The organism is Ruegeria sp. BG10 (genome assembly GCF_056538575.1).
Window position 1 is genome coordinate 1,183,620 of record NZ_JBQFTI010000001.1, and the last position, 24,886, is coordinate 1,208,505.

30 protein-coding genes and 1 tRNA gene are annotated in these 24,886 nt (G+C 58.9%); 14 read left to right on the plus strand and 17 right to left on the minus strand.

Annotated elements, in window-relative coordinates; all coding sequences use genetic code 11:
• The first annotated feature begins 81 nt into the window (after positions 1 to 81).
• Positions 82 to 204, plus strand: a complete 123-nt coding sequence (locus ACR0D8_RS05805; RefSeq protein WP_475160586.1) for a hypothetical protein — start codon at positions 82 to 84, stop codon at positions 202 to 204.
• Between the two features lie 184 nt (positions 205 to 388).
• Here the strand turns inward: ACR0D8_RS05805 and ACR0D8_RS05810 are convergent, their stop codons facing one another.
• Positions 389 to 1,027, minus strand: coding sequence for a MarC family protein (locus ACR0D8_RS05810; protein WP_480645185.1), 639 nt, complete (start codon positions 1,025 to 1,027; stop codon positions 389 to 391).
• A 61-nt stretch (positions 1,028 to 1,088) separates the two neighbouring features.
• A complete protein-coding gene (locus ACR0D8_RS05815; RefSeq protein WP_480645187.1) occupies positions 1,089 to 1,541 on the minus strand; it encodes an iron-sulfur cluster assembly scaffold protein in 453 nt (150 codons plus the stop codon).
• Positions 1,542 to 1,589: 48 nt separating this feature from the next.
• Between ACR0D8_RS05815 and hisI the strand changes: the two genes are divergently transcribed.
• Positions 1,590 to 1,979, plus strand: a complete 390-nt coding sequence (gene hisI / locus ACR0D8_RS05820) for a phosphoribosyl-AMP cyclohydrolase (RefSeq protein ID WP_475160593.1) — start codon at positions 1,590 to 1,592, stop codon at positions 1,977 to 1,979.
• Between the two features lie 6 nt (positions 1,980 to 1,985).
• Here hisI and gluQRS read toward each other — a convergent pair whose 3' ends face one another.
• The 4 genes from gluQRS to ACR0D8_RS05840 all read right to left on the minus strand — a co-directional run bounded on the left by gluQRS (position 1,986) and on the right by ACR0D8_RS05840 (position 5,908).
• Positions 1,986 to 2,870 carry a tRNA glutamyl-Q(34) synthetase GluQRS gene (gluQRS, locus tag ACR0D8_RS05825; protein ID WP_480645189.1) on the minus strand — a complete coding sequence of 295 codons (885 nt, stop codon included), beginning with the start codon at positions 2,868 to 2,870 and terminating at the stop codon, positions 1,986 to 1,988.
• The gene (locus ACR0D8_RS05830) at positions 2,867 to 3,481 is read right to left on the minus strand and encodes a class I SAM-dependent DNA methyltransferase (protein ID WP_480645190.1); all 615 of its coding nucleotides are present in this window, start codon (positions 3,479 to 3,481) and stop codon (positions 2,867 to 2,869) included. Before ACR0D8_RS05830 ends, gluQRS begins: the two co-directional genes overlap by 4 nt.
• A 37-nt stretch (positions 3,482 to 3,518) precedes the next feature.
• Positions 3,519 to 4,859 (minus strand): methylenetetrahydrofolate--tRNA-(uracil(54)-C(5))-methyltransferase (FADH(2)-oxidizing) TrmFO, encoded by a 1,341-nt coding sequence (gene trmFO, locus ACR0D8_RS05835; protein ID WP_480645191.1) that lies wholly within the window; start codon positions 4,857 to 4,859, stop codon positions 3,519 to 3,521.
• A 263-nt stretch (positions 4,860 to 5,122) separates the two neighbouring features.
• Entirely contained in the window at positions 5,123 to 5,908 is a 786-nt protein-coding gene (locus ACR0D8_RS05840) for an enoyl-CoA hydratase (RefSeq protein WP_480645193.1), read from the minus strand.
• Positions 5,909 to 5,966: 58 nt separating this feature from the next.
• Here ACR0D8_RS05840 and ACR0D8_RS05845 point away from each other — a divergent pair, with 58 nt between their 5' ends.
• The gene (locus ACR0D8_RS05845; RefSeq protein WP_480645194.1) at positions 5,967 to 6,410 is read left to right on the plus strand and encodes a PaaI family thioesterase; all 444 of its coding nucleotides are present in this window, start codon (positions 5,967 to 5,969) and stop codon (positions 6,408 to 6,410) included.
• Between the two features lie 59 nt (positions 6,411 to 6,469).
• Here the strand turns inward: ACR0D8_RS05845 and ACR0D8_RS05850 are convergent, their stop codons facing one another.
• A complete protein-coding gene (locus ACR0D8_RS05850; RefSeq protein WP_475160608.1) occupies positions 6,470 to 6,697 on the minus strand; it encodes a DUF1127 domain-containing protein in 228 nt (75 codons plus the stop codon).
• 98 nt (positions 6,698 to 6,795) lie between these two features.
• On the opposite strand from ACR0D8_RS05850, the gene ACR0D8_RS05855 reads away from it, so the two are divergent.
• A complete protein-coding gene (locus tag ACR0D8_RS05855; protein WP_480645195.1) occupies positions 6,796 to 8,199 on the plus strand; it encodes an aminotransferase-like domain-containing protein in 1,404 nt (467 codons plus the stop codon).
• A 3-nt stretch (positions 8,200 to 8,202) separates the two neighbouring features.
• Here the strand turns inward: ACR0D8_RS05855 and ACR0D8_RS05860 are convergent, their stop codons facing one another.
• Positions 8,203 to 8,568 carry a nuclear transport factor 2 family protein gene (locus tag ACR0D8_RS05860; protein ID WP_480645197.1) on the minus strand — a complete coding sequence of 122 codons (366 nt, stop codon included), beginning with the start codon at positions 8,566 to 8,568 and terminating at the stop codon, positions 8,203 to 8,205.
• A 246-nt stretch (positions 8,569 to 8,814) separates the two neighbouring features.
• Here ACR0D8_RS05860 and rplM point away from each other — a divergent pair, with 246 nt between their 5' ends.
• Both rplM and rpsI read left to right on the plus strand, forming a co-directional pair.
• Complete coding sequence (rplM, locus tag ACR0D8_RS05865; RefSeq protein WP_039536983.1) at positions 8,815 to 9,273, plus strand: 50S ribosomal protein L13; 459 nt, start codon at positions 8,815 to 8,817, stop codon at positions 9,271 to 9,273.
• A 6-nt stretch (positions 9,274 to 9,279) separates the two neighbouring features.
• Entirely contained in the window at positions 9,280 to 9,765 is a 486-nt protein-coding gene (gene rpsI, locus ACR0D8_RS05870; protein WP_010440030.1) for a 30S ribosomal protein S9, read from the plus strand.
• A 69-nt stretch (positions 9,766 to 9,834) separates the two neighbouring features.
• Here the strand turns inward: rpsI and ACR0D8_RS05875 are convergent, their stop codons facing one another.
• From ACR0D8_RS05875 to ACR0D8_RS05915, 9 genes are all read right to left on the minus strand, one after another.
• Positions 9,835 to 10,995 carry an ABC transporter substrate-binding protein gene (locus ACR0D8_RS05875; RefSeq protein ID WP_475160615.1) on the minus strand — a complete coding sequence of 387 codons (1,161 nt, stop codon included), beginning with the start codon at positions 10,993 to 10,995 and terminating at the stop codon, positions 9,835 to 9,837.
• A 30-nt stretch (positions 10,996 to 11,025) separates the two neighbouring features.
• Complete coding sequence (locus ACR0D8_RS05880; protein ID WP_480645198.1) at positions 11,026 to 12,912, minus strand: AMP-dependent synthetase/ligase; 1,887 nt, start codon at positions 12,910 to 12,912, stop codon at positions 11,026 to 11,028.
• A 5-nt stretch (positions 12,913 to 12,917) separates the two neighbouring features.
• Complete coding sequence (locus tag ACR0D8_RS05885; protein ID WP_480645199.1) at positions 12,918 to 13,691, minus strand: ABC transporter ATP-binding protein; 774 nt, start codon at positions 13,689 to 13,691, stop codon at positions 12,918 to 12,920.
• Positions 13,688 to 14,452: an ABC transporter ATP-binding protein gene (locus tag ACR0D8_RS05890; RefSeq protein ID WP_475160621.1), complete on the minus strand. Its 765-nt coding sequence runs from the start codon at positions 14,450 to 14,452 to the stop codon at positions 13,688 to 13,690. The genes ACR0D8_RS05885 and ACR0D8_RS05890 overlap by 4 nt, the downstream gene beginning before the upstream one ends.
• Positions 14,449 to 15,546, minus strand: coding sequence for a branched-chain amino acid ABC transporter permease (locus tag ACR0D8_RS05895; RefSeq protein WP_480645201.1), 1,098 nt, complete (start codon positions 15,544 to 15,546; stop codon positions 14,449 to 14,451). The genes ACR0D8_RS05890 and ACR0D8_RS05895 overlap by 4 nt, the downstream gene beginning before the upstream one ends.
• A gap of 4 nt (positions 15,547 to 15,550) precedes the next feature.
• Positions 15,551 to 16,426 (minus strand): branched-chain amino acid ABC transporter permease, encoded by an 876-nt coding sequence (locus tag ACR0D8_RS05900; RefSeq protein ID WP_480645202.1) that lies wholly within the window; start codon positions 16,424 to 16,426, stop codon positions 15,551 to 15,553.
• A 75-nt stretch (positions 16,427 to 16,501) separates the two neighbouring features.
• On the minus strand, positions 16,502 to 17,530 hold the full coding sequence (locus ACR0D8_RS05905; protein ID WP_480645204.1) for a zinc-binding dehydrogenase: 1,029 nt from the start codon (positions 17,528 to 17,530) through the stop codon (positions 16,502 to 16,504).
• A gap of 225 nt (positions 17,531 to 17,755) precedes the next feature.
• Positions 17,756 to 18,280, minus strand: a complete 525-nt coding sequence (locus ACR0D8_RS05910; RefSeq protein ID WP_480645206.1) for a hypothetical protein — start codon at positions 18,278 to 18,280, stop codon at positions 17,756 to 17,758.
• 221 nt (positions 18,281 to 18,501) lie between these two features.
• Positions 18,502 to 18,591: transfer RNA gene (locus ACR0D8_RS05915), tRNA-Ser, on the minus strand.
• A gap of 123 nt (positions 18,592 to 18,714) precedes the next feature.
• Between ACR0D8_RS05915 and ACR0D8_RS05920 the strand changes: the two genes are divergently transcribed.
• The 8 genes from ACR0D8_RS05920 to proB all read left to right on the plus strand — a co-directional run bounded on the left by ACR0D8_RS05920 (position 18,715) and on the right by proB (position 24,879).
• A complete protein-coding gene (locus ACR0D8_RS05920; protein WP_480645207.1) occupies positions 18,715 to 19,557 on the plus strand; it encodes a DUF2059 domain-containing protein in 843 nt (280 codons plus the stop codon).
• Entirely contained in the window at positions 19,557 to 20,357 is an 801-nt protein-coding gene (locus ACR0D8_RS05925; RefSeq protein WP_480645209.1) for a DUF2059 domain-containing protein, read from the plus strand. Before ACR0D8_RS05920 ends, ACR0D8_RS05925 begins: the two co-directional genes overlap by 1 nt.
• Positions 20,358 to 20,576: 219 nt before the next feature.
• Complete coding sequence (locus tag ACR0D8_RS05930; protein WP_480645210.1) at positions 20,577 to 21,194, plus strand: 50S ribosomal protein L21; 618 nt, start codon at positions 20,577 to 20,579, stop codon at positions 21,192 to 21,194.
• An 11-nt stretch (positions 21,195 to 21,205) separates the two neighbouring features.
• Positions 21,206 to 21,475, plus strand: coding sequence for a 50S ribosomal protein L27 (rpmA, locus tag ACR0D8_RS05935; protein ID WP_010440093.1), 270 nt, complete (start codon positions 21,206 to 21,208; stop codon positions 21,473 to 21,475).
• 96 nt (positions 21,476 to 21,571) lie between these two features.
• Positions 21,572 to 22,180 (plus strand): LysE family translocator, encoded by a 609-nt coding sequence (locus tag ACR0D8_RS05940; RefSeq protein ID WP_475160633.1) that lies wholly within the window; start codon positions 21,572 to 21,574, stop codon positions 22,178 to 22,180.
• On the plus strand, positions 22,177 to 22,713 hold the full coding sequence (locus ACR0D8_RS05945; RefSeq protein ID WP_475160634.1) for a GNAT family N-acetyltransferase: 537 nt from the start codon (positions 22,177 to 22,179) through the stop codon (positions 22,711 to 22,713). Before ACR0D8_RS05940 ends, ACR0D8_RS05945 begins: the two co-directional genes overlap by 4 nt.
• A gap of 37 nt (positions 22,714 to 22,750) precedes the next feature.
• On the plus strand, positions 22,751 to 23,785 hold the full coding sequence (obgE, locus tag ACR0D8_RS05950) for a GTPase ObgE (protein ID WP_480645212.1): 1,035 nt from the start codon (positions 22,751 to 22,753) through the stop codon (positions 23,783 to 23,785).
• A complete protein-coding gene (gene proB, locus ACR0D8_RS05955) occupies positions 23,773 to 24,879 on the plus strand; it encodes a glutamate 5-kinase (protein ID WP_480645214.1) in 1,107 nt (368 codons plus the stop codon). Before obgE ends, proB begins: the two co-directional genes overlap by 13 nt.
• Positions 24,880 to 24,886 lie beyond the last annotated feature (7 nt).

Genomic DNA, 24,886 nt, shown 5'->3' on the forward strand with positions numbered 1-24,886 from the left:
TCAAAAAGTTCTTTACCGACTCGGCAAAATATGAGAACAAAAGGTCAACAAAGGATTAAAACCCTGACCGGAGGTGAGACCATGCTGACCCAGATCAAGACAGCCCTGAGCCGTTCGCAAGCCACGCTTTTACAGGATGCCGCAGGTGCCGTCTCTCTGGTGGTTATGCTGATGGTCGCCCTTCACCTGCCCGGAGCGTTCTGACCCTTTCTGCCTGCGATCTCGTGCCGATCATACCGCGCTGTCATCCCCATTTCAGTCAAGGGTGACCTGCCTGTCCCAATTCCCTTGAGGGGCCTGCCTCGGCCCCGGGCGGCTATCCGGACCCCACGCGAGAAACGCATAACCTGCCGCCGCCCTTTCCGCCCGGAAGGCGCGGCGGTTTTTTTTAAAGCTGCCCGGTTTTCATGATCTCAAGAATCGCCGACAGCACCGAATTCACCGCGACCGAGGCCAGGATCATGCCCATCACACGGCTGATGATGGCCGCTCCGGAATGCCCGATTAGCCGTATGATCGGCTCGGCCAGCAGCATCAGCACAAACGCAATCGCCACAACGGACAACATGACAAGGGCTGTGATGCCCTGATCGGTCGCGCTGAAACGGTTATTGTCGGTCAGGATAACAATGGCCAGCATCGCACCGGGCGAGGCCAGCGACGGCACCGCCAGCGGAAAGATCGCCGGGTTGTGCTTATGCAGCTTGTCTTCCTGATCATCCTCGGCGGCGCGCTGTTCCACATCCTGTTTGCTTTCGCCAAAAATCATGGTCAGGGCAAACAGGAACAGGATAATCCCCCCGGCCACCTGAAATGAGTTCAACCCGATATCCAGCGCCTCGATCAGCAGTTGACCGAATACGAGGAAGAACAGCAGGACCCCGGCACTGATCACCGATGCCAGCAGCGCCGTCCGCCGACGCGCGGCAATCTCCATTCCTGCAGTCACGGCGATAAAAACCGGAATTGTGCCGATGGGGTCAATAACGACCCACAAGGTTACGAAATGCTCCAGCAAATTGTTCAAACCAATACCTTCCCCCAAAATTTCAGCAGAGGTTAGACGGGTTTGCGAAAAAACGCCACGTTCAGGCGCAATGCTCCTGTTCGGCTTGCTCCATGGCTTCGGCGGCGGCATCCAGCGCCAGCAGAATCGACGCGTGGCGGTTCTTGTAGTCCCGCGCGGGGATCAGAACCTCAAGCCCGTCAAACGGTGCGTCCGGCGCGGGGCCGTCCTGTTTCAGCATGGCAGACAGCTGATCGCGCGCGGTTTCGACCTGGGCCCGGTCGGCCCCGATGATCGCACGCCCGACAACCGAGGCAGAGGCCTGACCCAGAGCGCAGGCTTTGACGTCCTGACCATAATCCGAAACCTTGCCATCGCGCAGCTTCACATCCACGGTCACGGTCGAACCGCACAAGGGCGAACGCTTTTTAACGGTCGCATCGGGCCCATCAAGCCGATCCAGATGCGGAATATCCGCCGCAAGCGCCAGAATACGGCCCGAATACAGCTTAATCAGATCGTTCTCGCCCGACATGGCTTTCCCTCGTTGTCTGTTCCCCATACATAGTGAGCATCCACCGGGATGCAAAAGGTTTTTGCCATGTCTGACACGATCGCGTTCGACCCCACGCGCCTGCGATTCAACGATGCCGGGTTGATCCCGGCCATAGCTCAGGACGAGGGGACCGGAGAGGTTTTGATGATGGCCTGGATGAATGTCCAAGCCATTGAACGCACGCTGGAAACCGGGCGCGTCACTTATTGGTCCCGCTCGCGGCAGGCGTTTTGGATCAAGGGCGAAAGCTCTGGCCATGTGCAGGAACTTGTGGATTTTCGCGTCGACTGTGACCGCGATTGCCTGCTGATCCTGGTACGTCAGACCGGACCGGCCTGCCACACCAACCGGCGCAGTTGTTTCTACACGGCCGTTCGCGAGGGTGCCGAGGTCGAACTGATGTCGCCGATGGAATAGCGCGGATTACAAACCCACCATGGCCCTGACTTCCGCGGGTGTCAGGCCATCCTGACGGTATTTCGCGATGGCCCGCGCATCGTCCCGTTTCGCCAGACGTTTGCCGGCCTCATCGCGGATCAGCCTGTGATGATGGTAGATTGGTGTCAGCAATCCCAGCAAGCTTTGCAGCACCACATGGATGCGCGTGGCGTCAAACAAGTCCTGCCCGCGTATGACATGTGTAATGCCCTGCGCGGCGTCGTCCAGCACCACAGACAGGTGATATGACGTGCCCATATCGCGGCGGGACAGGACCACGTCACCGATGGTCCGAGTGCATTCCCTGTCTGAAAAGCGCACCAGCCCCGTTTCGCCATTTGGCCCTTCACCGGTTTCCCTGAAACTATCCCTATTGTCCGGACCAGCAACAACGCGCAATGCTGCCGCCATATCCAGCCTCAGCGGAATGTCATCAGGCCGGGGCCCCATATCACCGGGAATCGGGTGCCGGTCCGGCCGGCACGTGCCCGGATAGACAATGCCGTCCGGTCCAAGCAGCGGTGCGCCTTCCTGCGGTGCGCTGGCCGCCGCGGCGATGTCCTTTCGGTTGCACGTGCAGGGATAGAGCAGGCCACGCGCCCATAGCGTGTCCAGCGCTTCTTCGTAAATCGCCAACCTGTCGGACTGACGCATAACGGGCTCTGGCCATTTCAGGCCAAGCCACTGCAGGTCATCATAAATCTTCTCTTCCCAGTGGCTGCGTGATCGCGACCGGTCGATATCTTCGATCCGCAGCAGGAATTGTCCGTTCTTTGCGACGGAAAGATCATGGGCAAGCATTGCGGAATACGCGTGCCCCAGATGCAGCGGACCAGTGGGCGAAGGCGCAAATCTGGTTTTAAATGTCACGCTTTTTCAACAATATATACGTCAGACTTAAGGTCCATCCCAGGCAGATGAGGCCCGTATTCGCGAAACAGCAAACGTGCGGCCCCCATGTCCAACCAGTCATTCAGACGACAAGTGTAGGACACATCTTCAAGCGTATGATCATTAAAGGAAAATCCCAGCAGCCCGCCTTTGGGCAGGGCCTGCATCAAAAGATCAAACACCTGCGGCGGTGCGGCGCCCGCGCCGATGACGCCGATAGCAGTGATCGCTTTGTAAGCGCCTTGTTCCAGAGGGTCGGGATCGGTGATGTCAAACGTTGAAAGCTTGCGATAAACCCCTTTGGCCGCAGCACCTTCCAGCATTTTCGGTGTCGGGTCGATTCCGTCGATCACCTGAAATCCCGCCGCGTGCAGCGCCACGCCGGAAAGTCCTGTGCCACATCCATAATCCAGAACCGGCGTCTGCGCCTCCGGCATTTTGGACCACAGCGCCTCGGCAACCCGGCCGGGGGTGGCGTAACCGTGCGCGCCGACCTCGGCATCGTAGGATGAGGCCCATTTCTGATAATGCGCGCGGGTCGCTTGCGGGGTGTCCAGATCGTAGACGTCTTTGAGGTACTTGTCGCTCATGCCACGATGTTATGCCGCGGCGCACCTGCACGTCCAGTCAGCAATGGTTCAGCCAGTCGGTCCATTCAGCCTTGGCCCGGTCCGTGTACGCCTTGTAACGATCCTTGCGGCCGCGTCGCCCGCCCTTGAGACCATCAACGGGCCGGAACAGGCCGAAATTGACGTTCATTGGCTGGAACGTCTTTGCCTCGGCCCCGCCGGTAATGTGATGGATCAAGGCCCCCATGGCGCTGTCCTGCGGTATTTCGGGCAGGGTTTGCCCCAGAATTTCGGCCGCCGCCAGACGACCGGCCAGCAGACCCATTGCAGCACTTTCGACATAGCCCTCAACACCGGTGATCTGCCCGGCAAAGCGGATATGCGGCTTGGACTTCAACCGCATCTGCGAATCCAGCAGCGTGGGCGAGTTGATGAACGTGTTGCGATGAATGCCGCCCAGCCGGGCGAACCCGGCGTTTTCCAGACCGGGGATCATGCGGAACACTTCGGTCTGAGCCCCGTATTTCATCTTGGTCTGAAAGCCCACGATGTTGAACAGAGTGCCCAGAGCATTGTCCCGCCGCAATTGCACGACCGCATGCGGTTTGATGTCCGGCTGATGTGGGTTGGTCAGACCGACCGGCTTCATCGGACCGTGTCGCAGAGTCTCGCGCCCGCGTTCCGACATCACCTCGATCGGCAGGCAACCGTCGAAATACCCTGCTGTTTCGCCCTCGTGAAATTCGGTTTTGTCGGCCGCCAACAGGGCATCAATGAACGCCTCGTACTGGTCGCGATCCATCGGGCAGTTGAGATAGGCAGTGCGCTCTTCCTCGGTTTCGCCCTTGTCATAGCGCGACTGCATCCAGGCTTTGCTCATGTCGATGCTGTCGGCATAGACAATCGGCGCGATCGCGTCGAAAAACGCCAGCGATTCCGCGCCGGTTTCCGTGCGGATGGCATCCCCCAATGCGGCAGAGGTCAGCGGACCTGTCGCAAAAATCCAGTGGCCCTGGTCGGGCAGGGTGGTGACCTCTTCTCCGGTCACTTCGATCATGGGGTGGGCGTGCAGTTTGGCTGTGACGGCCTCGGCAAACGGGTCGCGGTCCACGGCCAGCGCACCGCCTGCGGGCAGCCTGTGGGCGTCGGCGGTTGTCATGATCAGGCCATTGGCGGCGCGCATTTCCCAATGCAGCAGGCCCACCGCGTTCTGTTCATCGTCATCCGACCTGAACGAATTCGAGCATACCATCTCGGCCAAATTGCCGGTCTGGTGCGCAAAAGTGCCCACTTTGGGCCGCATTTCGTGGATCACCACGTTCACGCCCATTTCCGCCGCCTGCCAGGCCGCCTCGGACCCGGCCATGCCGCCGCCCACGATATGCAATGTCTGTGTCATGCGCTGCCACATAGGGCACAGCACAGCCCAACGCAACAGAACACGGCGACAACGGCAATGGTCAATATTTCAGGGAAGATCTTGGGGTCGCCGCTGCGGGGATGTCGGCGCCGGTGAGAGAAACCAGCTTGGAGGGACCTTCCGCCCACGACGACCCAAAAGTGTATCCAGGGCCTCAGCCCTGACCCAGCTTTGCCACAGTGTCGCCCTTTTGAAAAGTGCAAAAATGAGAACAGTGGGGAAAAATGTCCGTTACAATCGCCTCATTGGTGCCAATTTGGCGGTCTTTTTTCGATAAATGCAGATATCCCTTCTTCGGTATCCCGGTGCAGCATATTCTGCGCCATTACCTCGCCGGTATAGTCATAGGCTTGATCTATCGGCATCTCCAACTGCTGATAGAACGCCTGTTTCCCGATCTTCACGGCAGATCCCAGCTTGGACGCCAACTGTTCGGCCAGCGACGTGGTTTCATGCTCCAGCAGCATTTCCGGAACGACCCGGTTGATAAGGCCCAGTTCGGCGGCTTTTTCTGCGGTGATGAAATCTCCGGTCGTGAGCATCTCAAACGCTTGCTTCCGGGGGATGTTCCGGCTGAGCGCCACCATCGGCGTCGAACAGAAAAGGCCGATATTCACGCCGTTGACGCCAAATCGTGTGCCCTCGGCGGCCACGGCCAGATCACAGGTCGCAACCAGCTGGCACCCGGCCGCCGTCGCGATTCCGTGCACCTCGGCAATAACTGGCTGGGGCAGGGACCGAATCGACAGCATCATCCGGGCGCATCGGGCAAAAAGGTCCTGAAAATAGGCTTTGCCACCGTCTTCGGACTGACGTCCCGCGGTCATTTGTTTCAGATCATGACCGGCGCAAAACGCCTTTCCTTCGCCCGACAGAACCACCGCCCGGATCGAGTCATCCCCGTCCAGCGCATCGAATTCGGCCTGAAGGGCCGCCAGCATCTCATCGCTCAGGGCATTCAGACGCTCGGGCGAGTTCATTTTCAGCCGCGCGACCGCGCCTGTGTCGCTACGTTCCAGAATTGCCATCTTGCCCTCCGATATGATGTCGGGCCAACTCTAGGTCGGCAAATCGAGGAGGGGAAGTATGTCATTGGCGATGAACCGGGAACAACTGACGGATTACCTGAAACAAGTCTTTCCGCAGGTGCATCGGGATTTTGTTGTCGAGGCGTTGGACGAAACCTCAATCACCGTGCGTCTGGTCGTGGAAGACAGGCACTTGCGACCGGGCGGAACCGTGTCCGGACCGTCGATGTTCGGGCTGGCGGATGTAAGCGTCTATGCCCTGATTCTTGCGCTGCGGGGGCAGCAGTCGCTTGCGGTAACGACCGGATGCTCGATGGACTTCATGCGAAAGCCGAACGGTGGCAAGGACATCATTGCGCGGTGCACGCTGCTGAAGCTGGGCAAATCCCTGGCTGTCGGCGATGTTTTGATGTTTTCGGAAGGGTCGGACAAACCCGTGGCGCGCGCGACGATGACTTATTCCCTTCCCCCCGAAGGCTCGGCCGCAGCGGCGTTTGGATAAAAAATGGCCGGGTGTGAACCCGGCCAGGGAAGAGGTCCCGAAATGGGACTGGGGATTAACTAATACTGCCAGAACCGGCGGTCGGCTTCCCGGTTGGCCTGATAGCGGGTCAGACCGACATCCTGCAAAAGCCTGTCATCCAGTTTCGACAGATTGATGCGGCTGCGACGGCGACGCTCCCACTGTGTGACAGTCGCCGCAAACCGCACGGCCAGCGCGGCGATAAGCGGCAGCCGGGGGCTGTCGTTCAGCAGCATGAGGGCGGGGTTGTGCATTGCGCGTGTCATTTGGGTATCCTTTCAAATCGTATTGACACAAACGTAATATGTTCGGTATGTGTGTTTGATACATTCAGGATTGTGTCAAAATCAAAGGAAGAATTGTAATGGATACAATTTGGCCGGAGGCGTTGCCGAAATCTAAAGGTCCCAAGTATACACTGGTGGCTGACACAATCCGAAAAGCGATTGATAACAAGATGCTGGAGGTCGGAACAAAGTTGCCTCCGGTACGTGAACTTGCGTATCGGTTACAAATCACGCCGGGAACCGTCGCCCGGGCCTATACGATTCTGACGGAAGAGGGTCTGCTGCTGGCCGAGGTCGGACGTGGTACATTTGTGGCGCCCCCGAAATCTCCGATACTGGATGATGTCTGGGCAAGGCAGCTTCACCTTCGCGACGACAAATACAATGCCAATGTCAGCCTGTTCAGCCCACGGCTGGCAGATGTCGGGCAGGTCGCGCTGATCCGCGAATGCCTTCAGAAGGTGGCTCAGTCCGATCCTGGCCTGTTCCTGAATTACCCGACGCGCGATGCCTATAAACCGATGCGTCTGTCCGTGGTCGACTGGCTTTCCGATCTGCCGCTCGGCCCGCTGTCGCATGACGATATTGTGCTGACACATGGCGGACAGAACGGGCTGTGCCTGGTGTTTCAGACCATTCTGCGCGGTGCCAAGCCGGTCGTTCTGGTCGAAGACCTGTCTTACGCCGGTTTCCGCAGGGCCGGGGAACTGATGCGCTCGGACGTGATAGGCGTAAAGATGGACAAATGGGGCGTCGACCCAGGCGCGATGGAGCATGTGTTGCGCCAAACCCCAGCACAGGCGATCTGTGTTTCACCCGAAGTTCAGAACCCGACCGGGTCGCACACGCCGCTGGAACGCCGCAAGGAAGTGGTCGAGGTTGCCCGCCGCTATGACGTCCAGATCATCGAGGACGACTGCTATCGCATGGGCGACGCGCGCGAGCCCAGCTATCGCGCCTTGGCGCCTGAGCGGGGCTGGCATGTGTCCTCGATCTCAAAAACTCTGACACCGGCGCTGCGTGTTGGATTCGCCATCGCACCACGGGAAAGAAGCGTGGAGCTGCGACGATCTGCCGAATACGGGTATTTCGGGCTGGCGCAACCGCTCGCGGAACTGACGCGGCTGTTGCTGTCCGATCCGAGAACGCGTCAGGTGGCGCGCGATGTCCGGGTGCGGATGGGCGAGTATGTCCGCGTTGCGGTCAACGCATTGGGCGGGTTCGACCTCAACTGGGCACCCGATGTGCCGTTTGTCTGGCTGAACCTTCCGTCAGGCTGGCGCGCCGCAGCCTTCAGCCGAGCCGCCGAGCGGGAAGGGATACAACTCCGCTCGGCCGACGAGTTTGCCTTGCGGGACGGGCGGGCACCCAACGCCGTGCGCATCGCGATGAACGGACATGTGTCGCTGGAACGGTTCGAGGACGCGATGCAACGGTTAAGGGCGTTGCTGGACAATCCGCCCGAACAGATCAGCGTCTGAGGTTCAGGTCAGCGGATCTGGATCACCAAAGAAACCGGCCAGATGCACAATCTGACCCTGCGCATCCAGTTTGATAAAGTCGTGACCTTTGACCATGATCGCCCCATCCGGTGCAACCATATGCCAGGTAAAGTGAACGACGTCGTGGTGTGCGGCAGGCTGGCTGGTGATATCAACGCGGCCGTTCGTGTCCTGCAGAACCCCGCCGATATGCGCGTTCAGATGCTCCCGACCGGAAACCTCCCCGGTTGGATCGACATATCGGCCATTTTCCGAAAAGCACCGCGTCAGCAGCGCAAGCCGCTTGTCCGCGTCGGTTTCCTGCCACGCTGCGCCATAGTCGGCGATCACCTGGTTCAGTTCCTGCATGCGTCCCTCCGTTGCCTATGTTATGCCGCCTGTGCCCGATAATAGCAGAGGGCGGTCCAATGCGGGTTATTTACCCGCAAGACTATGGGGTAAAATAATACCTATTTTGCAAAGCTTTGTTTTTGCTTACTTTTTATAAGATTACGTCGCTTGACGCGGCACTTGGGTATGTCTAGATACGCAACCATCGAATTCGGGCCGCTCCGCCGTGGGGCGGTCTTTCACATCAAACAGGACTATCCTGCCATGAAAACCTTTTCTGCAACACCTGCAGACATCGACAAGAAGTGGATCCTGATCGACGCCGAGGGCGTTGTTCTGGGCCGTCTTGCCTCGATCGTCGCCATGCGTCTGCGTGGCAAGCACAAAGCGTCGTTCACTCCGAACATGGACATGGGCGACAATGTCATTGTGATCAACGCTGACAAAATCCAGATGACCGGCAAGAAGCGCGAAGAGAACTTCTACTGGCACACGGGCCACCCGGGCGGCATCAAGTCGCGCACCAAGCAGCAGATCCTGGAAGGTGCGCACCCCGAGCGCGTCGTGACCCAGGCGGTCAAGCGTATGCTGCCGGGCAACCGTCTGGCGCGTCAGCAAATGACCAACCTGCGCGTTTACGCCGGTGCCGAGCATCCTCATGAGGCGCAAGCGCCCGAAGTTCTGGACGTGAAGTCCATGAACAAGAAAAACACCCGGAGCTAATGACCGATGGCTGATCAGATCAATACTCTCGAAGAGCTGAGCGCCGTCGCAGGCGTTGAAACCGTGGCCGAAGAAGTCATCGTGCGTGAACCCGTACGTGACGAGTTGGGCCGCTCCTACGCCACCGGCAAGCGTAAAGACGCTGTTGCCCGCGTTTGGATTAAGCCGGGTTCCGGCAAGGTCACCGTGAATGGCAAAGACCAGGACAAGTACTTCGCACGTCCCGTTCTGCAGCTGATCCTGCGCCAGCCGTTCCAGGTTGCCGGCGTTGAAGGTGAGTTCGACGTTGTCGCAACCGTCAAAGGCGGTGGCCTGACCGGTCAGGCCGGTGCGGTCAAGCACGGCATCTCGAAAGCCCTGCAGCTGTACGATCCCAACCTGCGTGGTGCCCTGAAAGCCGCAGGCTTCCTGACCCGCGACAGCCGCGTTGTGGAACGTAAGAAATACGGTAAGCGCAAAGCGCGTCGTTCGTTCCAGTTCTCGAAGCGTTAATCGCTGCGGACTACGAATATCAAAGGGCTCGCATCCGCGAGCCCTTTTTCTTTGGGGTTGTGCCCGGGATTATTCTTCGTAGACCAATTTCCACGCGCCGTTTTCGACCACGTTGACAAAAACGGTATCCGCCCCCTGATGGTCATCTGGTCCATAGGTGATGTGATTACCAACCAATTCATCGGTATAGTCCAGCGATTCCATTGCAGCGATGAAACTGTCATGGGTCAGGTCAGGGCCCGCGGCCTCCAGCGCTTTGACCATCATCTCGGCGGCCGAATATCCCAGCATCGAAAATCCGACCGGGTCTTCTCCGGTGGCTGCTTTGTACTCATCGATGAATGCGGCGGGAACGGGGTCTTCGGCCCGGGCCCACAGGTCCTGCCACGAGGCCGCTGCGTAAAACCCGTCGGTCACTCCGCCGGGCACCTGCGCCACAACCGTCAGGAAGCTGGCCGAGGTGCCCAGGAACTTCATGTCCTCAAGTCCCATTTTCTTGGCCGTCCCGACAACAGTGATCGCCTGCCGCACACCCAAAGCCATCGTGACGATGTCACAGCCTTCTTCCCTGAGTTTGCTGAGCGATCCGACAAAATCCGTTTCATCCGGTTTGTGCGTGGTCTCGGTGACAAAGGCGATACCGGCCTCTTCTGCACCGGCCTTGCTGCCTTCCAGAATTTCTTCGCCAAAATCCGTCGGCAGGTACATGGTGCAGACGGCCTGAGACCCGAACTGACCGGCCAGATATTTCACCCCGACGCGGCTTTGATCGAAATAGGTCGAGAAGGAGGTGAATTTGTTTTTCATCGGCTCCTGCAGCATTTGCCGGGCCGCAGTCAGAGGGGCCACATTCGGAATGCCTTTGGGATCCAGCAGCTTGAAACCGGCCAGGTTCATCGGCGTGCCCAGTGATTGCAGCATCGCAAACACCTTGTCGCGGTTCAGCAGCTTGTTATAGCCCTGCATCGCGCGTGGCATCTGATAGCCGTTATCTTCGACCACAAAACGTATCTTGCGACCGTGCACGCCCCCTTCGGCATTGACGCGGTCAAAGACGACATTCGCCCCTTTGGTGGCGGGGACGCCGACCGCGGCGAAAATACCGCTCAGATCATTGACCGAGCCGATGACGATTTCATCATCCGTTACGCCCTGAGTCTGTGCACCGGCGATCGTGCCCGATGCTACCAAAGCGGTGGCCGCAGCCAGCCGTTTGATCACGTTCCTCATGAGTTCTCCTCCCTTTGGGTAATCCCTTTTCTATTTGTACATGTCTTCAATAAGATGTCCGTGTTTCTTTTCCACGAAGCTGCGCTTTAGTTTCATCGTCGCCGTAAGCTCGTCGTCATCAGCGGTAAGCAAGACGTCGATCAGGCGGAAGTCTTTGATCTGTTCAACGCGTGCGAAGTCGCTGTTGACGGCAGCGACCTCGGAGCCGATCAGATCACGCACTTCGGGGGCCGCGCAAAGTGAGGCGAAATTCGAGAACGGGGTTTTTCGGTCCTGCGCATATTTCTCGACGCTTTCCTGATCGATCATGATCAGGGCGGTCAGGTATTTGCGCTTGTCGCCGATGATGACCGCGTCCGAGATGTACTGGCTGAATTTCAGCCTGCTTTCGATCTCGGAAGGGGTGATGTTCTTGCCGCCGGCCGTGATGATGACGTCCTTCATGCGGCCGGTGATGGTGATATAGCCCTGGCTGTCAATCTCACCCATATCTCCGGTTCGCAGCCAGCCATCGGCGGTAAAGGTCTCGGCCGTTTTTGCGTTGTTGCGCCAATAGCCCTGAAAGACGTTCAGTCCCTTAAGCTGAATTTCACCGTCGTCCGAGATGCGAATGTCATTGCCCGGCACCGCGCGCCCGATGGTGCCGACCCTGTTGTCTTCGACCGTGTTTACCGTTGCCAGCCCGGCCGTTTCCGTCATCCCGAACCCTTCGACCAACGGAACGCCAATGGCCCAGTACCATTTCAGCAACTCGGTCGAGATGGGCGCCGCACCGGTTCCGCCCCGGCGCAACTTGTCCATGCCGAGCATCCGGCGCAGATTGCGCAGAACCAGCCTGTCCCACAGCCAGAACTGCGCGGCGACTGCGGCAGGCACGGGCTCGCCCGCTAGAAGGTATTTGGCCCGCGCAAAACCGGCCTTCAGCGCCATAGCATAAGCCGCGCGTCCAGCGGGCGTGGCATCCTGCGCCATGATCTGAACATGGGCATAAATTTTCTCCCACACGCGCGGAACGGCAGTGAACGTGGTGGGTGAGACCTCTTGCAGATTGGCGAACACGGTCTCGGGGCTTTCGGCAAAATTCACCACGCATTTGGCGGCCAGCGGGAAATAGACCGAAACGTCACGCTCCAGAATATGGCAGAGCGGCAGGAAACACAGTTGCTCGTCGCTTTCCACCGAAGGCAGCGCGTGGGCGCCGGCCTCGATCGCCGCCAGGATGTTCTCGTGACTGAGCATTGCGCCTTTGGGCTGACCGGTCGTGCCAGAGGTATAGACCAGCAGCGCCGTGTCCTGGGGCGAGGCCAGGGCGATTTCCGCGTCGAATCGGCCCGGCTCGGCCGCTTCGGCCTGACGCCCCAGCGCATACAGCTCGTCGATCATCATGCAGCGCGGATGGTTCAGGTCGTGCAGACCTTCGTCTTCCAGAATGATGACGTTCAGCAGACCGGGCACTTCGGCGTCGATCTCAAGAAACTTGTCCAGATGTTCTTCGTTTTCGACGATCAGAAAACGGCTGTCGCTGTCATTTACAAGGTATTTCAACTGGTTGGCGGAATCGGTTGTGTAAACGCCTGAAGCGATGCCGCCGACGCCCTGAATGCCCATGTCAAGCCATGCCCATTCCTTGCGGTCTTCGGACAGGATCGAAACTACCTCGCCCCGCTGCAATCCCAGTTTACGCAATGCCAGCCCGATCCATTTGGCATGCTGCCAGTAATCGGACCAGGAATACGATTTCCAGATACCAAAATCTTTTTCGCGGTGGGCGGTGCGATCCTTCAGATCCAGACAGCGTTTCTGAAACAGCTGGCAGATCGTCGTGCATTCATCGACCAGAACCGGGCGCTGACCAGGGGTTGCGTTGAAGCTGATGCCGTTGATTGTGGTTTGTGGGGGCAGGGTGCTGATGTTCATCTGTGTCACCTCCACGTTTTCTTTCGTTTCCAGCGGCGATTTTCACGCGCGCCTTCCTCCTGCACGCCAAGGTAGAAATTCTGCACATCCTCGGACTGCATCAACACATCTGCCGCGCCATCCATGACGATGCGCCCGACCTCCATAACATAGCCGTGATGGGCCAGGTCCAGCGCTGCGTTGGCGTTCTGTTCCACCAGCATCATGGTCATGTTCTGTTCGTCATTCAGGCGTTTGAGGATGCCGAATATCTCTTGCACCAGCAGCGGTGACAGACCCAGCGAGGGTTCGTCCAACAGCATGATTTTCGGGTTGGCCATCAGGCCGCGCCCGATCGCCAGCATCTGTTGCTGCCCGCCGGACAGGGTGCCGGCCTCCTGATCGCGACGTTCCTTGAGGATCGGAAAGTAGGAAAAAACCAGATCTCGGTCGTGGTCGATCTGCCCTTTGTCAGACAGCGTGTATGCGCCGAGGCTGAGGTTTTCATCAACCGTCAGCAATGGAAAAACCTCGCGCCCCTCGGGCACATGGACGATGCCCTTTTGCACGACCTTATGCGGTTCGGACCCCTGAATTTCATCCCCGTCAAAGGTGATCTTGCCTTTTTCCGGGTCCATCACGCCGGAAACGGTTTTCATCAGCGTGGTCTTGCCCGCGCCATTCGCCCCCAGGATCGATACGATTTGACCCGGGCGCACATCCAGCGACACGCCACGGATCGCCATGATCGGGCCATAGAAGCTTTCGACGTTTCGGATGGTCAGGATCGGTTCGCTCATGAGGCTTTCCCCAGATATGCCTCAATCACCGCCGGATGCGACTGTACCTGCGCCGGTGTACCAAGCGCCAGTTTCGCGCCGTCTGCCATCGCCAGCACCCGGTCAGAGACGCCGGAAACCAGCCCCATATCATGTTCGACCATCAAAACCGTTATTCCCATTTGCCGCCGAATATCGTCGATCCACCAGCGCATGTCGGTCGTTTCCTCGACCGAGAGGCCCGAGGCGGGCTCATCCAGCAGCAAAAGCTTGGGGTCGGTTGCCAGTGCGCGCGCAACCTCGACCACTTTGCGCACGCCGTAGGGCAGGCCCGAGATCATCTTGTCGCGGAACGCCTGCAGATCGAGGAAATCGATGATTTCCTCGACCTTCTCGCGGTTCTCGATCTCCTGCCGGCGCGCGGACGGCAGAAACAGAATCTCGGACAGCATATTTGTCCGCCGGTGACGGTGCCGCCCGACCAGAAGGTTCTGCAAAACGGTGGCGTGTTCGAAAAGTTCGATGTTCTGAAATGTCCGCGCCACGCCATACGCGGCGACGCCCGACGGCTTGACCTGCAACAGGTCGTGCCCGTCATACCGGATCGATCCGGCGAAGGGTTCGTAGAAGCGCGAGATCAGGTTGAACACCGTGGATTTGCCCGCACCGTTCGGCCCGACGATGGCAAAAACCTCGCCTTCTTCAACCTGAAACGACAGATCGTTTACGGCGGTCAGGCCGCCGAATTTCAGGGTGACGTTTTCAAACTCAAGCAGGCTCATCTCAGGCGCTCCGTCTTGAGGTATGATTTCTGGCGCTTGAACATGTCCTTGCGATAGAACGGGAACAGTTCGAACCAGGTACGGATTTTCAGCCAGCGGCCGTACAGGCCCATCGGTTCGAACAGGATGAAGGCAATCAGGATCATCCCGAATATGCCAAATTCCAGCCCCGGTATCGCAACCGTATTGCCACCGAACAGCGCACCGGCATATTCCTTTGAGATCGACAGGAACTGCGGCAGAAAGCCAATGACGACAGCGCCCAGAAACGCGCCGTGGATCGAGCCAAGACCGCCAATCACGATCATCATCAGCAACTGAATTGAAATCACGACGCTGAAGGTTTCGTTGTTGAACGCACCGGAAAACATCCCCATCAGCGCGCCCGCCCAACCGGTGATGGCGCAGGAAATGGCGAAGGAGATCATCTTGGTCCGGGCAATATCGACCCCCATGGCCTGAGCCGAGACCTCGGAATCGCGCACCGCGATGAAACTGCGCCCCAGCGGCGCGCGCAGAAGGTTGATGTAACCCAGAGTCACGATCACAGCGACGCCCAGCACCAGCCAGTAGAACTGATCCGGGGTTGCCCAGCGATCAACGAGGTGTCCGAACATCTCAACGCCGCCCAGATACTTACCGGCAACGCCGCCGGTGATCGGTTCGGCCAGAACGATGACATCGTCCATCAGGATGGACAGTGCCATGGTGAAGATCGCCAGATAGATGCCGTGCAGACGCAGGGCAGGGATGGCGACCGTCACCCCGGCAATCCCGGTCAGGATGCCGGCCAACGGAAAGGCGACCAGAAACGGTACGCCTGCTTCGATCAGGATGACGTTGGCATAGCAGCCAAAGGCCAGAAACGCCGCATGGCCCAGGCTGACCTGCCCGGTATGCCCCGTCAGCACCATCAAACCCAACCCGGCAATGGCCCAGATCAGAACGTTCGTCAGTTCACCCAGATAAAAGTCGTCCAGCCACCAGGGGGCCACCGCCACCACTGCCAGCAAGAGCAGATACAGGCAGAGTTGATAGGTGTCCTTCCAGGGGCGGATGTCTTGCATATAGTCGGTTTTGAAAACGATCCGCATGCGCCTAGACCTTCTTGACCCGAACCTGACTGAACAGCCCGTTGGGACGGAAGATCAGCACCGCCAGCAACAGCGCATAAGGCGCGATCTGGCTGTATCCGGCGGCGATGTAGCGGCTGGCAAACGGTTCGATCACGCCGACGATCAGCCCTCCTGCCAAGGCGCCGGGCAGGCTGCCGAATCCACCAATCACAGCAGCCGCGAAGGCCTTGATGCCCAGCAGTCCGGTGGTCGGGTCCACCGATCCTTTTGCGGCGAACAGAATGCCTGCAATGCCTGCTACAGCGCCGGCCAAAGCCCAGATGAACCCTTGTACGCGTTTCACCGGGATGCCCATGTAATAGGCCGCCAGCTGGTTTTGCGACGCGCCCTGCATCGCCAGTCCCAGCTTTGTCCGGCTGAAAAAGACATAGAGGCCCCAGGTCAGCAGTATGGTGACGATGATGACCGCCACATCCTCTAACCCCAGCACCAGCCCGCCGAACCGAACCTCTTTCCCGGCCAGCGGATTTTGCAGGGTCTGCGGCTCATGCCCCCAGATCAGCCCGGCCGCGAACCGGATCACAAAACCAAGCGCAATCGTCAGGATGACGACGGCCGTCTGACTTTCGCCGAATAGCCGCCGGATGATCAGACGATCCAGCAAATAGCCAAGCGCCGCCATGATGCCCAGGGAAATGGGCAGGGCCAGCCAGAACGGCAGGCCCATATATTCGGTATTCGTAAGCCCGATAGTGACAAATGCCCCCAGCATCATGAAATCGCCCTGCGCGAAATTCACCGCCTCGGTTGCCTTGTAAATCAACACAAACCCAAGGGCGATCAGGCCGTAGACACAGCCATTCGCCAGCCCGCTGATCAGCAGCTGCGCGTTGTCCAAATTCACCTCCCGATACCGGTTTTCCCGGCGTTCTTGGCACCCCGGTTCAGGTTTCTGATCCGGGGCTTTGTTCTACTATGGCGTGATAATCACCTTTCCGTCACTCTTTTTCAGCGCACCGGCCAGATTTGACACCACGTCCTTTAACGCCACCCGTTCCGAGACATCGGTTTTCCAGCGCCCATCGGCAAAACGCGCCTGCACTTCTCCGACAACACGCATCTGATCGGCAGGCGGTGTCGAAGTCATCCATTGCGTCAGCCAGAACCCTTCAATCCGCTTGCTCATAAAGATCAGCTGGCCCATCTGCGTCAGCCGCGGCAGTTCGGCACTGAGTTTGCCGTAGCACACCCAGCGACCTCCATTTGGCATTGCACAGAAAATTTGTTCGGACACCTGATCGGCAACGGCATCCAGAAACACACGGGGTTTAAGTTCTTTGCTCAGGGCGGCAAATTTCTGACCCAGTTCCGGGTCGCCGGTGACCAGAACCTCGTGCGCCCCCAGCGCTTTCAGGTTGTCAACCGCATCAGCGCGGCGCACCAGAGCGATGGGTTTAAGGCCAAGGTCGCGACCGAGGCTGCACATCAGCTTGCCCAACTGGCTGGTCGCGGCCGAGACAACAAATGCGTCGCCGGCCTCGCGGGCAATATCGACCATCGCCATCGCAGTCATCGGATTGACGATTTGGGCCGATCCGTCCTCGTCCGATATCTCGGGCCGCAACGGGATGCACATCTGTGCCTGGGTGAGGGCGTATTCCGCCCATGCGCCTGAACCGGCGGCCACAAAGGCCACGCGCTGGCCCTGCAGCGCTTCGGCGCCTGCACCGGTGGCGACAACATCGCCGCAGCCTTCGAACCCCGCAGGGCTGCCCTTGACGCGCGGCTGACCGTATTCGCCCTTGATAAAGTGAATATCCGACGGATTGACCGACGACGCCCTGAGACGGATCAGGACCTGCCCGGGGCCGGGTTCGGGCACGGGGATCTCCGCCTCGGCCAGCCAGTCGGCGGCGTTTTCGATCACGGGTCCGGTGGCCGTTTCTGAATACCCGTCATGGGTTTGAAGGACGGCAAACATTGTTGAGGGCAGGGCGGTCATGATGGCTCCTTCTTGTGGGCGCTTCCGCGACCGATGACGGCCGCAGGGATATGGCAAACACATACCACGCCTGGTGGATCAGGTGTGGGCGAATATGTGCATTGGTATCCGGGGCAGCCAATCAAAAGCCCCCATTCGCGTCAATCTGACAGCTCCTTTACGTAACAGGAACCATGAGGCGCGTGGGCAAAAATGGGGCGCCGGACCTCAGGCGCCCCAAGGGGGTCACTGCCCCGACAACAGGTCACGAAGTTCCTGTATCTTTGTGGCGATGGTCTCGGGCGATGCCTGGATGTCATCCAGAATCTGAATCGCCTGCGTCTTGACTTCCTGGGCCAGGGTGCTTTCCTGAACCGACGCCACCATCGTGTCGTAATCGAAGTTCTGTACGGTCAGCGCCCCGTCTTCGATCCACGAGTTGATCAGATCCTGACCCTGGTTTGCCAGCGCGGCAACTTCCTCGCCCGCCTGATTGGCCAGATCGGTGGCGGTTTCCCCGGCCTGCTCGGCCGCGTCTGTCGCCTGTTCCGTGATCGACGACGCAGCGTCGGTCGCCTGCTCGGTGATCGAGGATGCGGCTTCGCTTGCCTGCTCGGTCACTGTTTCGGCTGCCTCGCCAACCGCATCGCCCGCATCCTGGGCCGCTGATTGCAATTGATCCGCCGGCGTCGGGTCGGACTGATTCAGATAGTAATAAATTCCAGCGCCAATGGCGGCTATGACTACACCTAATAAGATAGTACGCGACATGTGTCTCTCCTTTGGAAAATGTGTCGCCAAGATGGAAACAGGCTAGCGGGATTCAACGGTGAATTCCCGGAATTTCTTTTCAAAACGGGGGATTGAGCCAGCCTACGCCTATCGATCGCACACAGATGGCAATATCACGCCGCCGTGCAGCGCGAGAGGTGGCAATAGAGGCAGATCATGCCAAAACAGGCCGGATAACATGCAGTAAACTGGAAAGTTTGTGGCGGAGAGACAGGGATTCGAACCCTGGGTGGGCTTGCACCCACAACGGTTTTCGAGACCGCCCCGTTCGACCACTCCGGCACCTCTCCGCGGGGGTCTGTGAGGGGGGGATGTAGTCAGGAACGGGCAGGGGTGCAAGCAGAAAATTCCGGAATTTCACTTCGCTGGTATTTTCCATTGCCAGACCGCCCAAAACGCCTAGGCTTCTGGGTATGACTTATCTTGCATCCCGTTTCGTCCTGCCTTTTTCCCTGTTGTTGCTGGTCCTGTCTACCGCGCCTCTGCCATCCGCAGCGGCCGGGCGCGACCGGATCGAGGCGTTTCTGACAACGACCGGATTCGACGTCGCACTGGAAAGCATCGCGCTTGCCTCGGCCTCGGCACCTCAGATGTTGGGAATCGACGCAAAGGACTTTGGCTCGGACTGGAAACGCCTGACCGAAGAGGTGTTCGATACCGCCGACATGCACGAAACCGCTGTGTCGATCCTGGAACAGACCCTCAGCGATGACGCGCTGAACCACGCGGTGGAGTTCTATGCCTCGGACCTGGGACAGCGGTTGGTCGAGGCGGAAAACGCGTCTCATATGATCGAGGACGAGGATTCCAAACAGCAGGAAGGACAGAAAATCGTGTCCGACCTGATTCAACAGGGCTCACTGCGTGTTGAAAGCCTCAAGCGGATGAACAACGCCATTGACTCCAGCGGCACGGCTTTGCGGGCGCTGCAGGAAATCCAGCTGCGGTTTCTTCTGGCCGCAAGTGCGTCGGGCGTGATTGATCTGCAACTGAACGGTGACGAGTTGCGGCAGATGATGCGGCGGAACGAAACCGGCATGCGACAGGCGTTGCAACTGTCTGCGCTGGCCGGGGCGGCCTATACCTATCAGGATTTTTCGGACACGGATGTTGTCGCCTATGCCGAAGCGCTGGAACAGCCGTTGATGCAGGAGGTGTACGAACTGCTGAACGCCATTCAGTATGAAATCATGGCGATGAAGTTCGAAATACTGGCGGCCCGGATGGCGGATCTGCACCCGGCACAGGATATTTAATGCACCGGATCGCTGTTGTCGCTGCCCTGATCCTATGGGCCTTGCCCTTGCAAGCCGAAGAAAGGGTCGAGCGCCTGATACAGGCCATGCAGTTCGATCAGGTCATTGCCATCCTGCGCGAAGAAGGCAGAACGCAGGGGCAAGAAATGGATGAAGACATCCTCAACAACACCGGCGGGCCCATCTTCGCGGCGCAGGTTGAACGGATTTACGATCCGGTCGCCATACGCAATCAGGTGACCGAGGTGTTCAGTGAGGACCTGACCGACAGCCAGCTTGAACGCGCCATTCTGTTTTTCGAAAGCGATCTTGGCCAAACCATCGTTTCGCTGGAAAACTCCGCCCGAAAAGCCTTTGCCGATGAGACGATCGAGGAGATGGCCCGCGACGCCTACCGACAGGGCGATCAGAACACCGAACTGTTCCGGCTTGTCGAAGAATACATTCAGGTCAATGATCTAATCGAGCAGAATGTCCAAAGCTCGCTCAGCGCGGATTTCAGCTTTTTTCGCGGGCTGAACGACGACACCCCGAGCGACGATGCACAGCTGTTGGCCGGGCTTCTGGCGCAAAAAGACAGCGTGACAGCTGAAACAAAAACCTGGTTGTATTCCTTTCTGCTGCTGGCCTATCAGCCCCTGAACGACACCCAGATGCGCGAGAATATCGCGTTTTCCCGCACCGAGACGGGCAAGGCGGTCAACGAGGCCCTTTTTGAGATTTTTGATCGGATGTATGGCGAGATCTATTTCAAACTGGGACAGGCGGTTTCGCAGGTGTTGAAAGGATCGGATCTATAGTCATCATTTCGTGTTGACTTTCCGGCTTAATCTATGGATAAGCGCGCATCCCGGCCGGTTCTTCCGCGCCGGGTATCGTTATTATTGACCCGCCCGGCAAGTCTCGCGGGTCGTCACACAGCCCGAAAAGGGCGCGCTGTTCGAGGTGGCTTTCAAGTTTCTTGGGGCCAAAACACCCGGAAGGGGACCACAGAACGCGGGTTAGAAAAGGAAAGACGCATGTTTGCGGTCCTCAAGACTGGCGGCAAGCAGTACAAGGTTCAGGCGGGTGATATCCTCCGCGTTGAAAAGCTGGCTGCCGACGCAGGTGAAAAAGTTCAATTCAACGATGTTCTGATGCTGGGCGGCGACGCTCCGGTTGTTGGTGCACCTTTCGTTGAAGGCGCAGGCGTACAGGCCGAAGTGATCGAACAGGTCAAAGGTGACAAGGTCATCAAGTTCGTCAAGCGCCGTCGTAAGCACAGCTCGAAGCGTACCGTTGGCCACCGTCAGAAGCTGACTCTGGTCAAGATCACCGACATCCTGTCGTCGGGCGCTGACAAGTCTGGCATCAAAGCTGCAACCGGTTCGGCTCCGGCTGGCGAAGCTGCTCCGGCGGCGAAAAAGCCTGCCAAGAAAGCTGAAGCCAAGGCAGAGGCACCCGCCGCTGCGACTGCCGCTGACGATCTGACCAAGCTGAACGGTGTCGGCCCCGCCGCTGCCAAGAAGCTGAACGAGGCCGGTATCGAGAGCTTTGCCGCTCTGGCCGCCTTGTCGGACGAGCAGATTGCTGCTATCGACACGATCAAAGTGAAACCCGAATGGGTTGAGCAAGCTAAAGAGCTGGCTCAGGGCTAAGGAGAGAGAGAATGGCACATAAGAAAGCTGGCGGTTCCTCCCGTAACGGTCGCGACTCAGCGGGTCGCCGCCTTGGCGTGAAACTGTATGGTGGCCAGGCAGCCATCGCAGGCAACATCATCGTACGTCAGCGCGGCACCAAGTTCTGGCCGGGCGAAGGCGTAGGCATGGGCAAAGACCACACAATCTTTGCAACTGTCGATGGCGCCGTGAAGTTCCACAAGGGACTGAAAAACCGCACCTTCATTTCGGTCCTGCCAGTGGCGGAGGCCGCAGAGTAAGCCGAAACCCAGAAGGTTTAAGAAAAATTCATGGGGGGCCGGCACAAAGTGCCGGTCCCCTTTCTCGTTTTAACGCAATTGTGAAGCCAAGCCCCAATGACGGTTGCAACCACCAGCTTCCTGATCTTTGCCGCCTCTCAGGTCGGCACGCCGGGACCGGCCAATATGGTCCTGCTGGGCACCGGTGCGCGGTTTGGTTTTCGGGCGGCACTGCCGTTTGTGGGCGGTGTCATACTGGGTAAACAGCTGATAATCTGGCCTGTCGGATTTGGCCTGATGCAATTGGCGGATCAGGCGCCTGCGGTATTTTCCGTTCTGAAATACGCCTCTGCCGCCTATGTCTGCTGGCTTGCGTGGAAAATCGCCAACCTGCGGCTGTCGCGCAGCAGCGGCTCTGATCGGGTTCCGGGATTCTGGTCCGGATTGATCGTGCATCCGCTGAACCCAAAGGCATGGGCCATGATAATCGCCGGGTTCACCGGGTTTGTGGCCGCGGGAACACCCAGTTTCACGGCGACGCTGACGATCGCGCTCTGCCTGTTGTTGTGTCAGTTGATCCTGCACCCGATCTGGACATTTGCAGGCGATAGAATTGCGCACGCGGTTGAAGGACAGCCCGTGGAAAAATATCTGATGTGGATGCTAGCGAGTTTGACTGTTGCGTCCGTAATTTTCGTGTTGTTCGGAGGAGGAACGCACTCATGAAACTTGAGACGATAATAAACCAGCCGGTCATTGAAACCGAGCGGTTCGATCTGCGCCCCCTGCGCCGGTCGGATATGGGTCTCATTGAACATTATGCAGGTGATGAACGTGTGGCGCGGATGACGACCAGCATCGCGCATCCGCTGGTGCCGGGTTCAACCGAGGCCTTTGTGGTCCGTTCCATGTCAGACGACCGGGACGAAGACGTCTGGGCGATGGATGCGACCAAAGACGGCGGGCCGGAACTGATCGGCCTGATTTCACTGAAGCGGCTGGATCGCAACCAGTCCGAGGTCGGCTATTGGGTCGCGCCGATCTATTGGAACACCGGCATCGCGTCGATGGCGGTCGAAGCGCTGGTTAACGCCAACCCGCTGGAGAACGCGACCATGTTCGCCAGCGTGTTTCAGGACAATCCGGCCTCGGCCCGGGTGCTGACCCATTGCGGGTTCCAGTATCTTGGCGATGCCGAAAGCTATTCGGTGGCGCGCGATGCGAACGTGCCCACCTGGACATACAGCAAAAAACTCTGACTTGTGGCCGATGGGGCCTTTGCAGTAGGGGACAGTCATGAAATTTCTCGATCTTGCAAAGGTCTACATCCGGTCCGGGGCCGGTGGTAGCGGGTGCGTCAGCTTCCGACGCGAAAAATACATCGAATATGGCGGTCCCGATGGCGGCGACGGCGGCAAGGGCGGGTCTGTCTGGGCCGAGGTTGTGGATGGGCTGAACACCCTGATCGACTTTCGCTATCAGCAGCATTTCTTTGCCAAGAACGGTCAACCCGGCCGCGGCCAGCAACGCACCGGTAAGGATGGGGATGACATCATCTTGCGCGTGCCCGTGGGCACCGAGATTCTGGATGAAGACGAAGAAACCGTCATCTGCGATCTGACCGAGGTTGGCCAGCGGGTCCTGCTGGCCAAGGGCGGCAATGGCGGCTTCGGCAACCTGCACTTCAAATCGGCCACCAATCAGGCCCCGCGGCGCGCCAATCCGGGGCAGGCGGGGATCGACCGCACAATCTGGCTGCGGCTGAAGCTGATTGCAGATGTGGGGCTGCTGGGTATGCCCAACGCGGGCAAATCGACCTTTCTGGCGGCGACATCGAACGCGCGTCCCAAGATTGCCGATTACCCGTTCACGACCCTGCATCCCAATCTGGGCGTTGTGGGTGTCGACAACGTGGAATTCGTGGTGGCCGACATCCCCGGCCTGATCGAAGGCGCGCATGAGGGGCGGGGCATCGGCGACCGGTTTCTTGGCCATGTCGAACGCTGCGCGGTGCTGCTGCATTTGGTCGACGGGACCTCGGAAACCGTTGCCGAAGACTACCGGACCATTATTCACGAATTGGAAGCCTATGGCGGCGCACTGGCGGAAAAACCGCGCATCACCGTTTTGAACAAGGTCGATGCGCTGGACCAGGAAGAACTGGCCGCGACCAGGGCCGAACTGGAAGAGGCCGTGGGCGGCCCTATTATGACAATGTCCGGTGTGGCGCATCTGGGCGTGACCGAGGTGCTGCGGGCGTTGCGGGCACAAATCGACCACGACCGTCTGCGGCAAAAGCCCGCCGAGGAGACCAAGACTTGGCAACCCTGACCTCGGCGAAACGACTGGTTGTCAAAATCGGATCTGCCTTGCTGGTGGACCGAAATACCGGTTTGCTGCGGTCCGACTGGCTGATTTCACTGGCGCAGGATGTGGCGTGGCTCAAGGAGCAGGGGACGGATGTTATTCTGGTCTCGTCAGGGTCCATCGCGCTGGGGCGCGGTGTGTTGGGCCTGCCGATGGCGACATTGCCGCTGGAACAGTCGCAGGCGGCGGCAGCCGTGGGTCAGATCCGTCTGGCGCGTGCGTATGAGCAGGCGTTGACACCACACGGGATCACCACGGCACAGGTTCTTGTCACCCTGGAAGACAGCGCCGATCGCCGCCGTTATCTGAATTCGCGGGCGACGCTGGAGACTTTGCTGGGGCTGGGCGTCGTTCCGATTGTCAATGAAAACGATACCGTCGCGACGGACGAAATCCGATATGGCGACAACGACCGGCTGGCGGCCCAGATTGCCGTCACCGTTGGCGCGGATCAGTTGATTTTGCTGTCGGATGTGGATGGGTTTTACACAGGCAATCCAACCGAAGACCCCGCCGCCACCCGCTATGACGTGATCAGAGAAATCACCCCCGAGATCGAAGAAATGGCCGGCGATGCCGGGTCGGGCCTTTCCAAAGGCGGAATGAAGACCAAGTTGCTGGCGGCCAAGATGGCCACTGCTGCCGGGTGCGACATGGCGATCACCGAAGGATCACCCCTGAACCCATTGAAATCCCTGGAAAACGGCGCGAACAGTACGTGGTTCACGGCCACGCTGGACCCGCATGCCGCCCGCAAACGTTGGATCTCTGCAATGAAACCGCGTGGTGAAATTGTCGTCGACGAAGGCGCAGCGCAGGCGCTTGGCAACGGCAAAAGCCTGTTGCCCGCCGGTATTGTCGAGGTGACCGGTGATTTCGGGCGCGGCGACCCTGTCGCGATCCTGGACCCAAGCGCGCGCCGTCTGGCGCAGGGGCTCAGCCGTTATACCGCGCAAGAGGCGGACGCGATCAAAGGGCGCAAATCATCCGAAATTGAGGCGACGCTGGGATACCCGGGACGGGCGGTGCTGATCCACCGGGACGATTTGGCGCTGTAGCAGCGCA

Bases quoted from the DNA above. Each gene is read 5' to 3' on its own strand.
- ACR0D8_RS05885 (WP_480645199.1), bottom strand. From the start codon at position 13,691: ATGAGCGAACCGATCCTGACCATCCGAAACGTCGAAAGCTTCTATGGC.
- ACR0D8_RS05920 (WP_480645207.1), top strand. From the start codon at position 18,715: ATGACTTATCTTGCATCCCGTTTCGTCCTGCCTTTTTCCCTGTTGTTG.
- ACR0D8_RS05925 (WP_480645209.1), top strand. From the start codon at position 19,557: ATGCACCGGATCGCTGTTGTCGCTGCCCTGATCCTATGGGCCTTGCCC.
- ACR0D8_RS05875 (WP_475160615.1), bottom strand. From the start codon at position 10,995: ATGAGGAACGTGATCAAACGGCTGGCTGCGGCCACCGCTTTGGTAGCA.
- ACR0D8_RS05905 (WP_480645204.1), bottom strand. From the start codon at position 17,530: ATGACCGCCCTGCCCTCAACAATGTTTGCCGTCCTTCAAACCCATGAC.
- ACR0D8_RS05890 (WP_475160621.1), bottom strand. From the start codon at position 14,452: ATGAGCCTGCTTGAGTTTGAAAACGTCACCCTGAAATTCGGCGGCCTG.
- rpmA (WP_010440093.1), top strand. From the start codon at position 21,206: ATGGCACATAAGAAAGCTGGCGGTTCCTCCCGTAACGGTCGCGACTCA.
- ACR0D8_RS05930 (WP_480645210.1), top strand. From the start codon at position 20,577: ATGTTTGCGGTCCTCAAGACTGGCGGCAAGCAGTACAAGGTTCAGGCG.
- ACR0D8_RS05850 (WP_475160608.1), bottom strand. From the start codon at position 6,697: ATGACACGCGCAATGCACAACCCCGCCCTCATGCTGCTGAACGACAGC.
- ACR0D8_RS05945 (WP_475160634.1), top strand. From the start codon at position 22,177: ATGAAACTTGAGACGATAATAAACCAGCCGGTCATTGAAACCGAGCGG.
- ACR0D8_RS05895 (WP_480645201.1), bottom strand. From the start codon at position 15,546: ATGCGGATCGTTTTCAAAACCGACTATATGCAAGACATCCGCCCCTGG.
- trmFO (WP_480645191.1), bottom strand. From the start codon at position 4,859: ATGACACAGACATTGCATATCGTGGGCGGCGGCATGGCCGGGTCCGAG.
- ACR0D8_RS05860 (WP_480645197.1), bottom strand. From the start codon at position 8,568: ATGCAGGAACTGAACCAGGTGATCGCCGACTATGGCGCAGCGTGGCAG.
- ACR0D8_RS05880 (WP_480645198.1), bottom strand. From the start codon at position 12,912: ATGAACATCAGCACCCTGCCCCCACAAACCACAATCAACGGCATCAGC.
- ACR0D8_RS05830 (WP_480645190.1), bottom strand. From the start codon at position 3,481: ATGAGCGACAAGTACCTCAAAGACGTCTACGATCTGGACACCCCGCAA.
- rpsI (WP_010440030.1), top strand. From the start codon at position 9,280: ATGGCTGATCAGATCAATACTCTCGAAGAGCTGAGCGCCGTCGCAGGC.
- ACR0D8_RS05805 (WP_475160586.1), top strand. From the start codon at position 82: ATGCTGACCCAGATCAAGACAGCCCTGAGCCGTTCGCAAGCCACGCTT.
- rplM (WP_039536983.1), top strand. From the start codon at position 8,815: ATGAAAACCTTTTCTGCAACACCTGCAGACATCGACAAGAAGTGGATC.
- ACR0D8_RS05840 (WP_480645193.1), bottom strand. From the start codon at position 5,908: ATGGCAATTCTGGAACGTAGCGACACAGGCGCGGTCGCGCGGCTGAAA.
- ACR0D8_RS05815 (WP_480645187.1), bottom strand. From the start codon at position 1,541: ATGTCGGGCGAGAACGATCTGATTAAGCTGTATTCGGGCCGTATTCTG.
- ACR0D8_RS05940 (WP_475160633.1), top strand. From the start codon at position 21,572: ATGACGGTTGCAACCACCAGCTTCCTGATCTTTGCCGCCTCTCAGGTC.
- ACR0D8_RS05845 (WP_480645194.1), top strand. From the start codon at position 5,967: ATGTCATTGGCGATGAACCGGGAACAACTGACGGATTACCTGAAACAA.
- ACR0D8_RS05855 (WP_480645195.1), top strand. From the start codon at position 6,796: ATGGATACAATTTGGCCGGAGGCGTTGCCGAAATCTAAAGGTCCCAAG.
- ACR0D8_RS05910 (WP_480645206.1), bottom strand. From the start codon at position 18,280: ATGTCGCGTACTATCTTATTAGGTGTAGTCATAGCCGCCATTGGCGCT.
- hisI (WP_475160593.1), top strand. From the start codon at position 1,590: ATGCAAAAGGTTTTTGCCATGTCTGACACGATCGCGTTCGACCCCACG.
- obgE (WP_480645212.1), top strand. From the start codon at position 22,751: ATGAAATTTCTCGATCTTGCAAAGGTCTACATCCGGTCCGGGGCCGGT.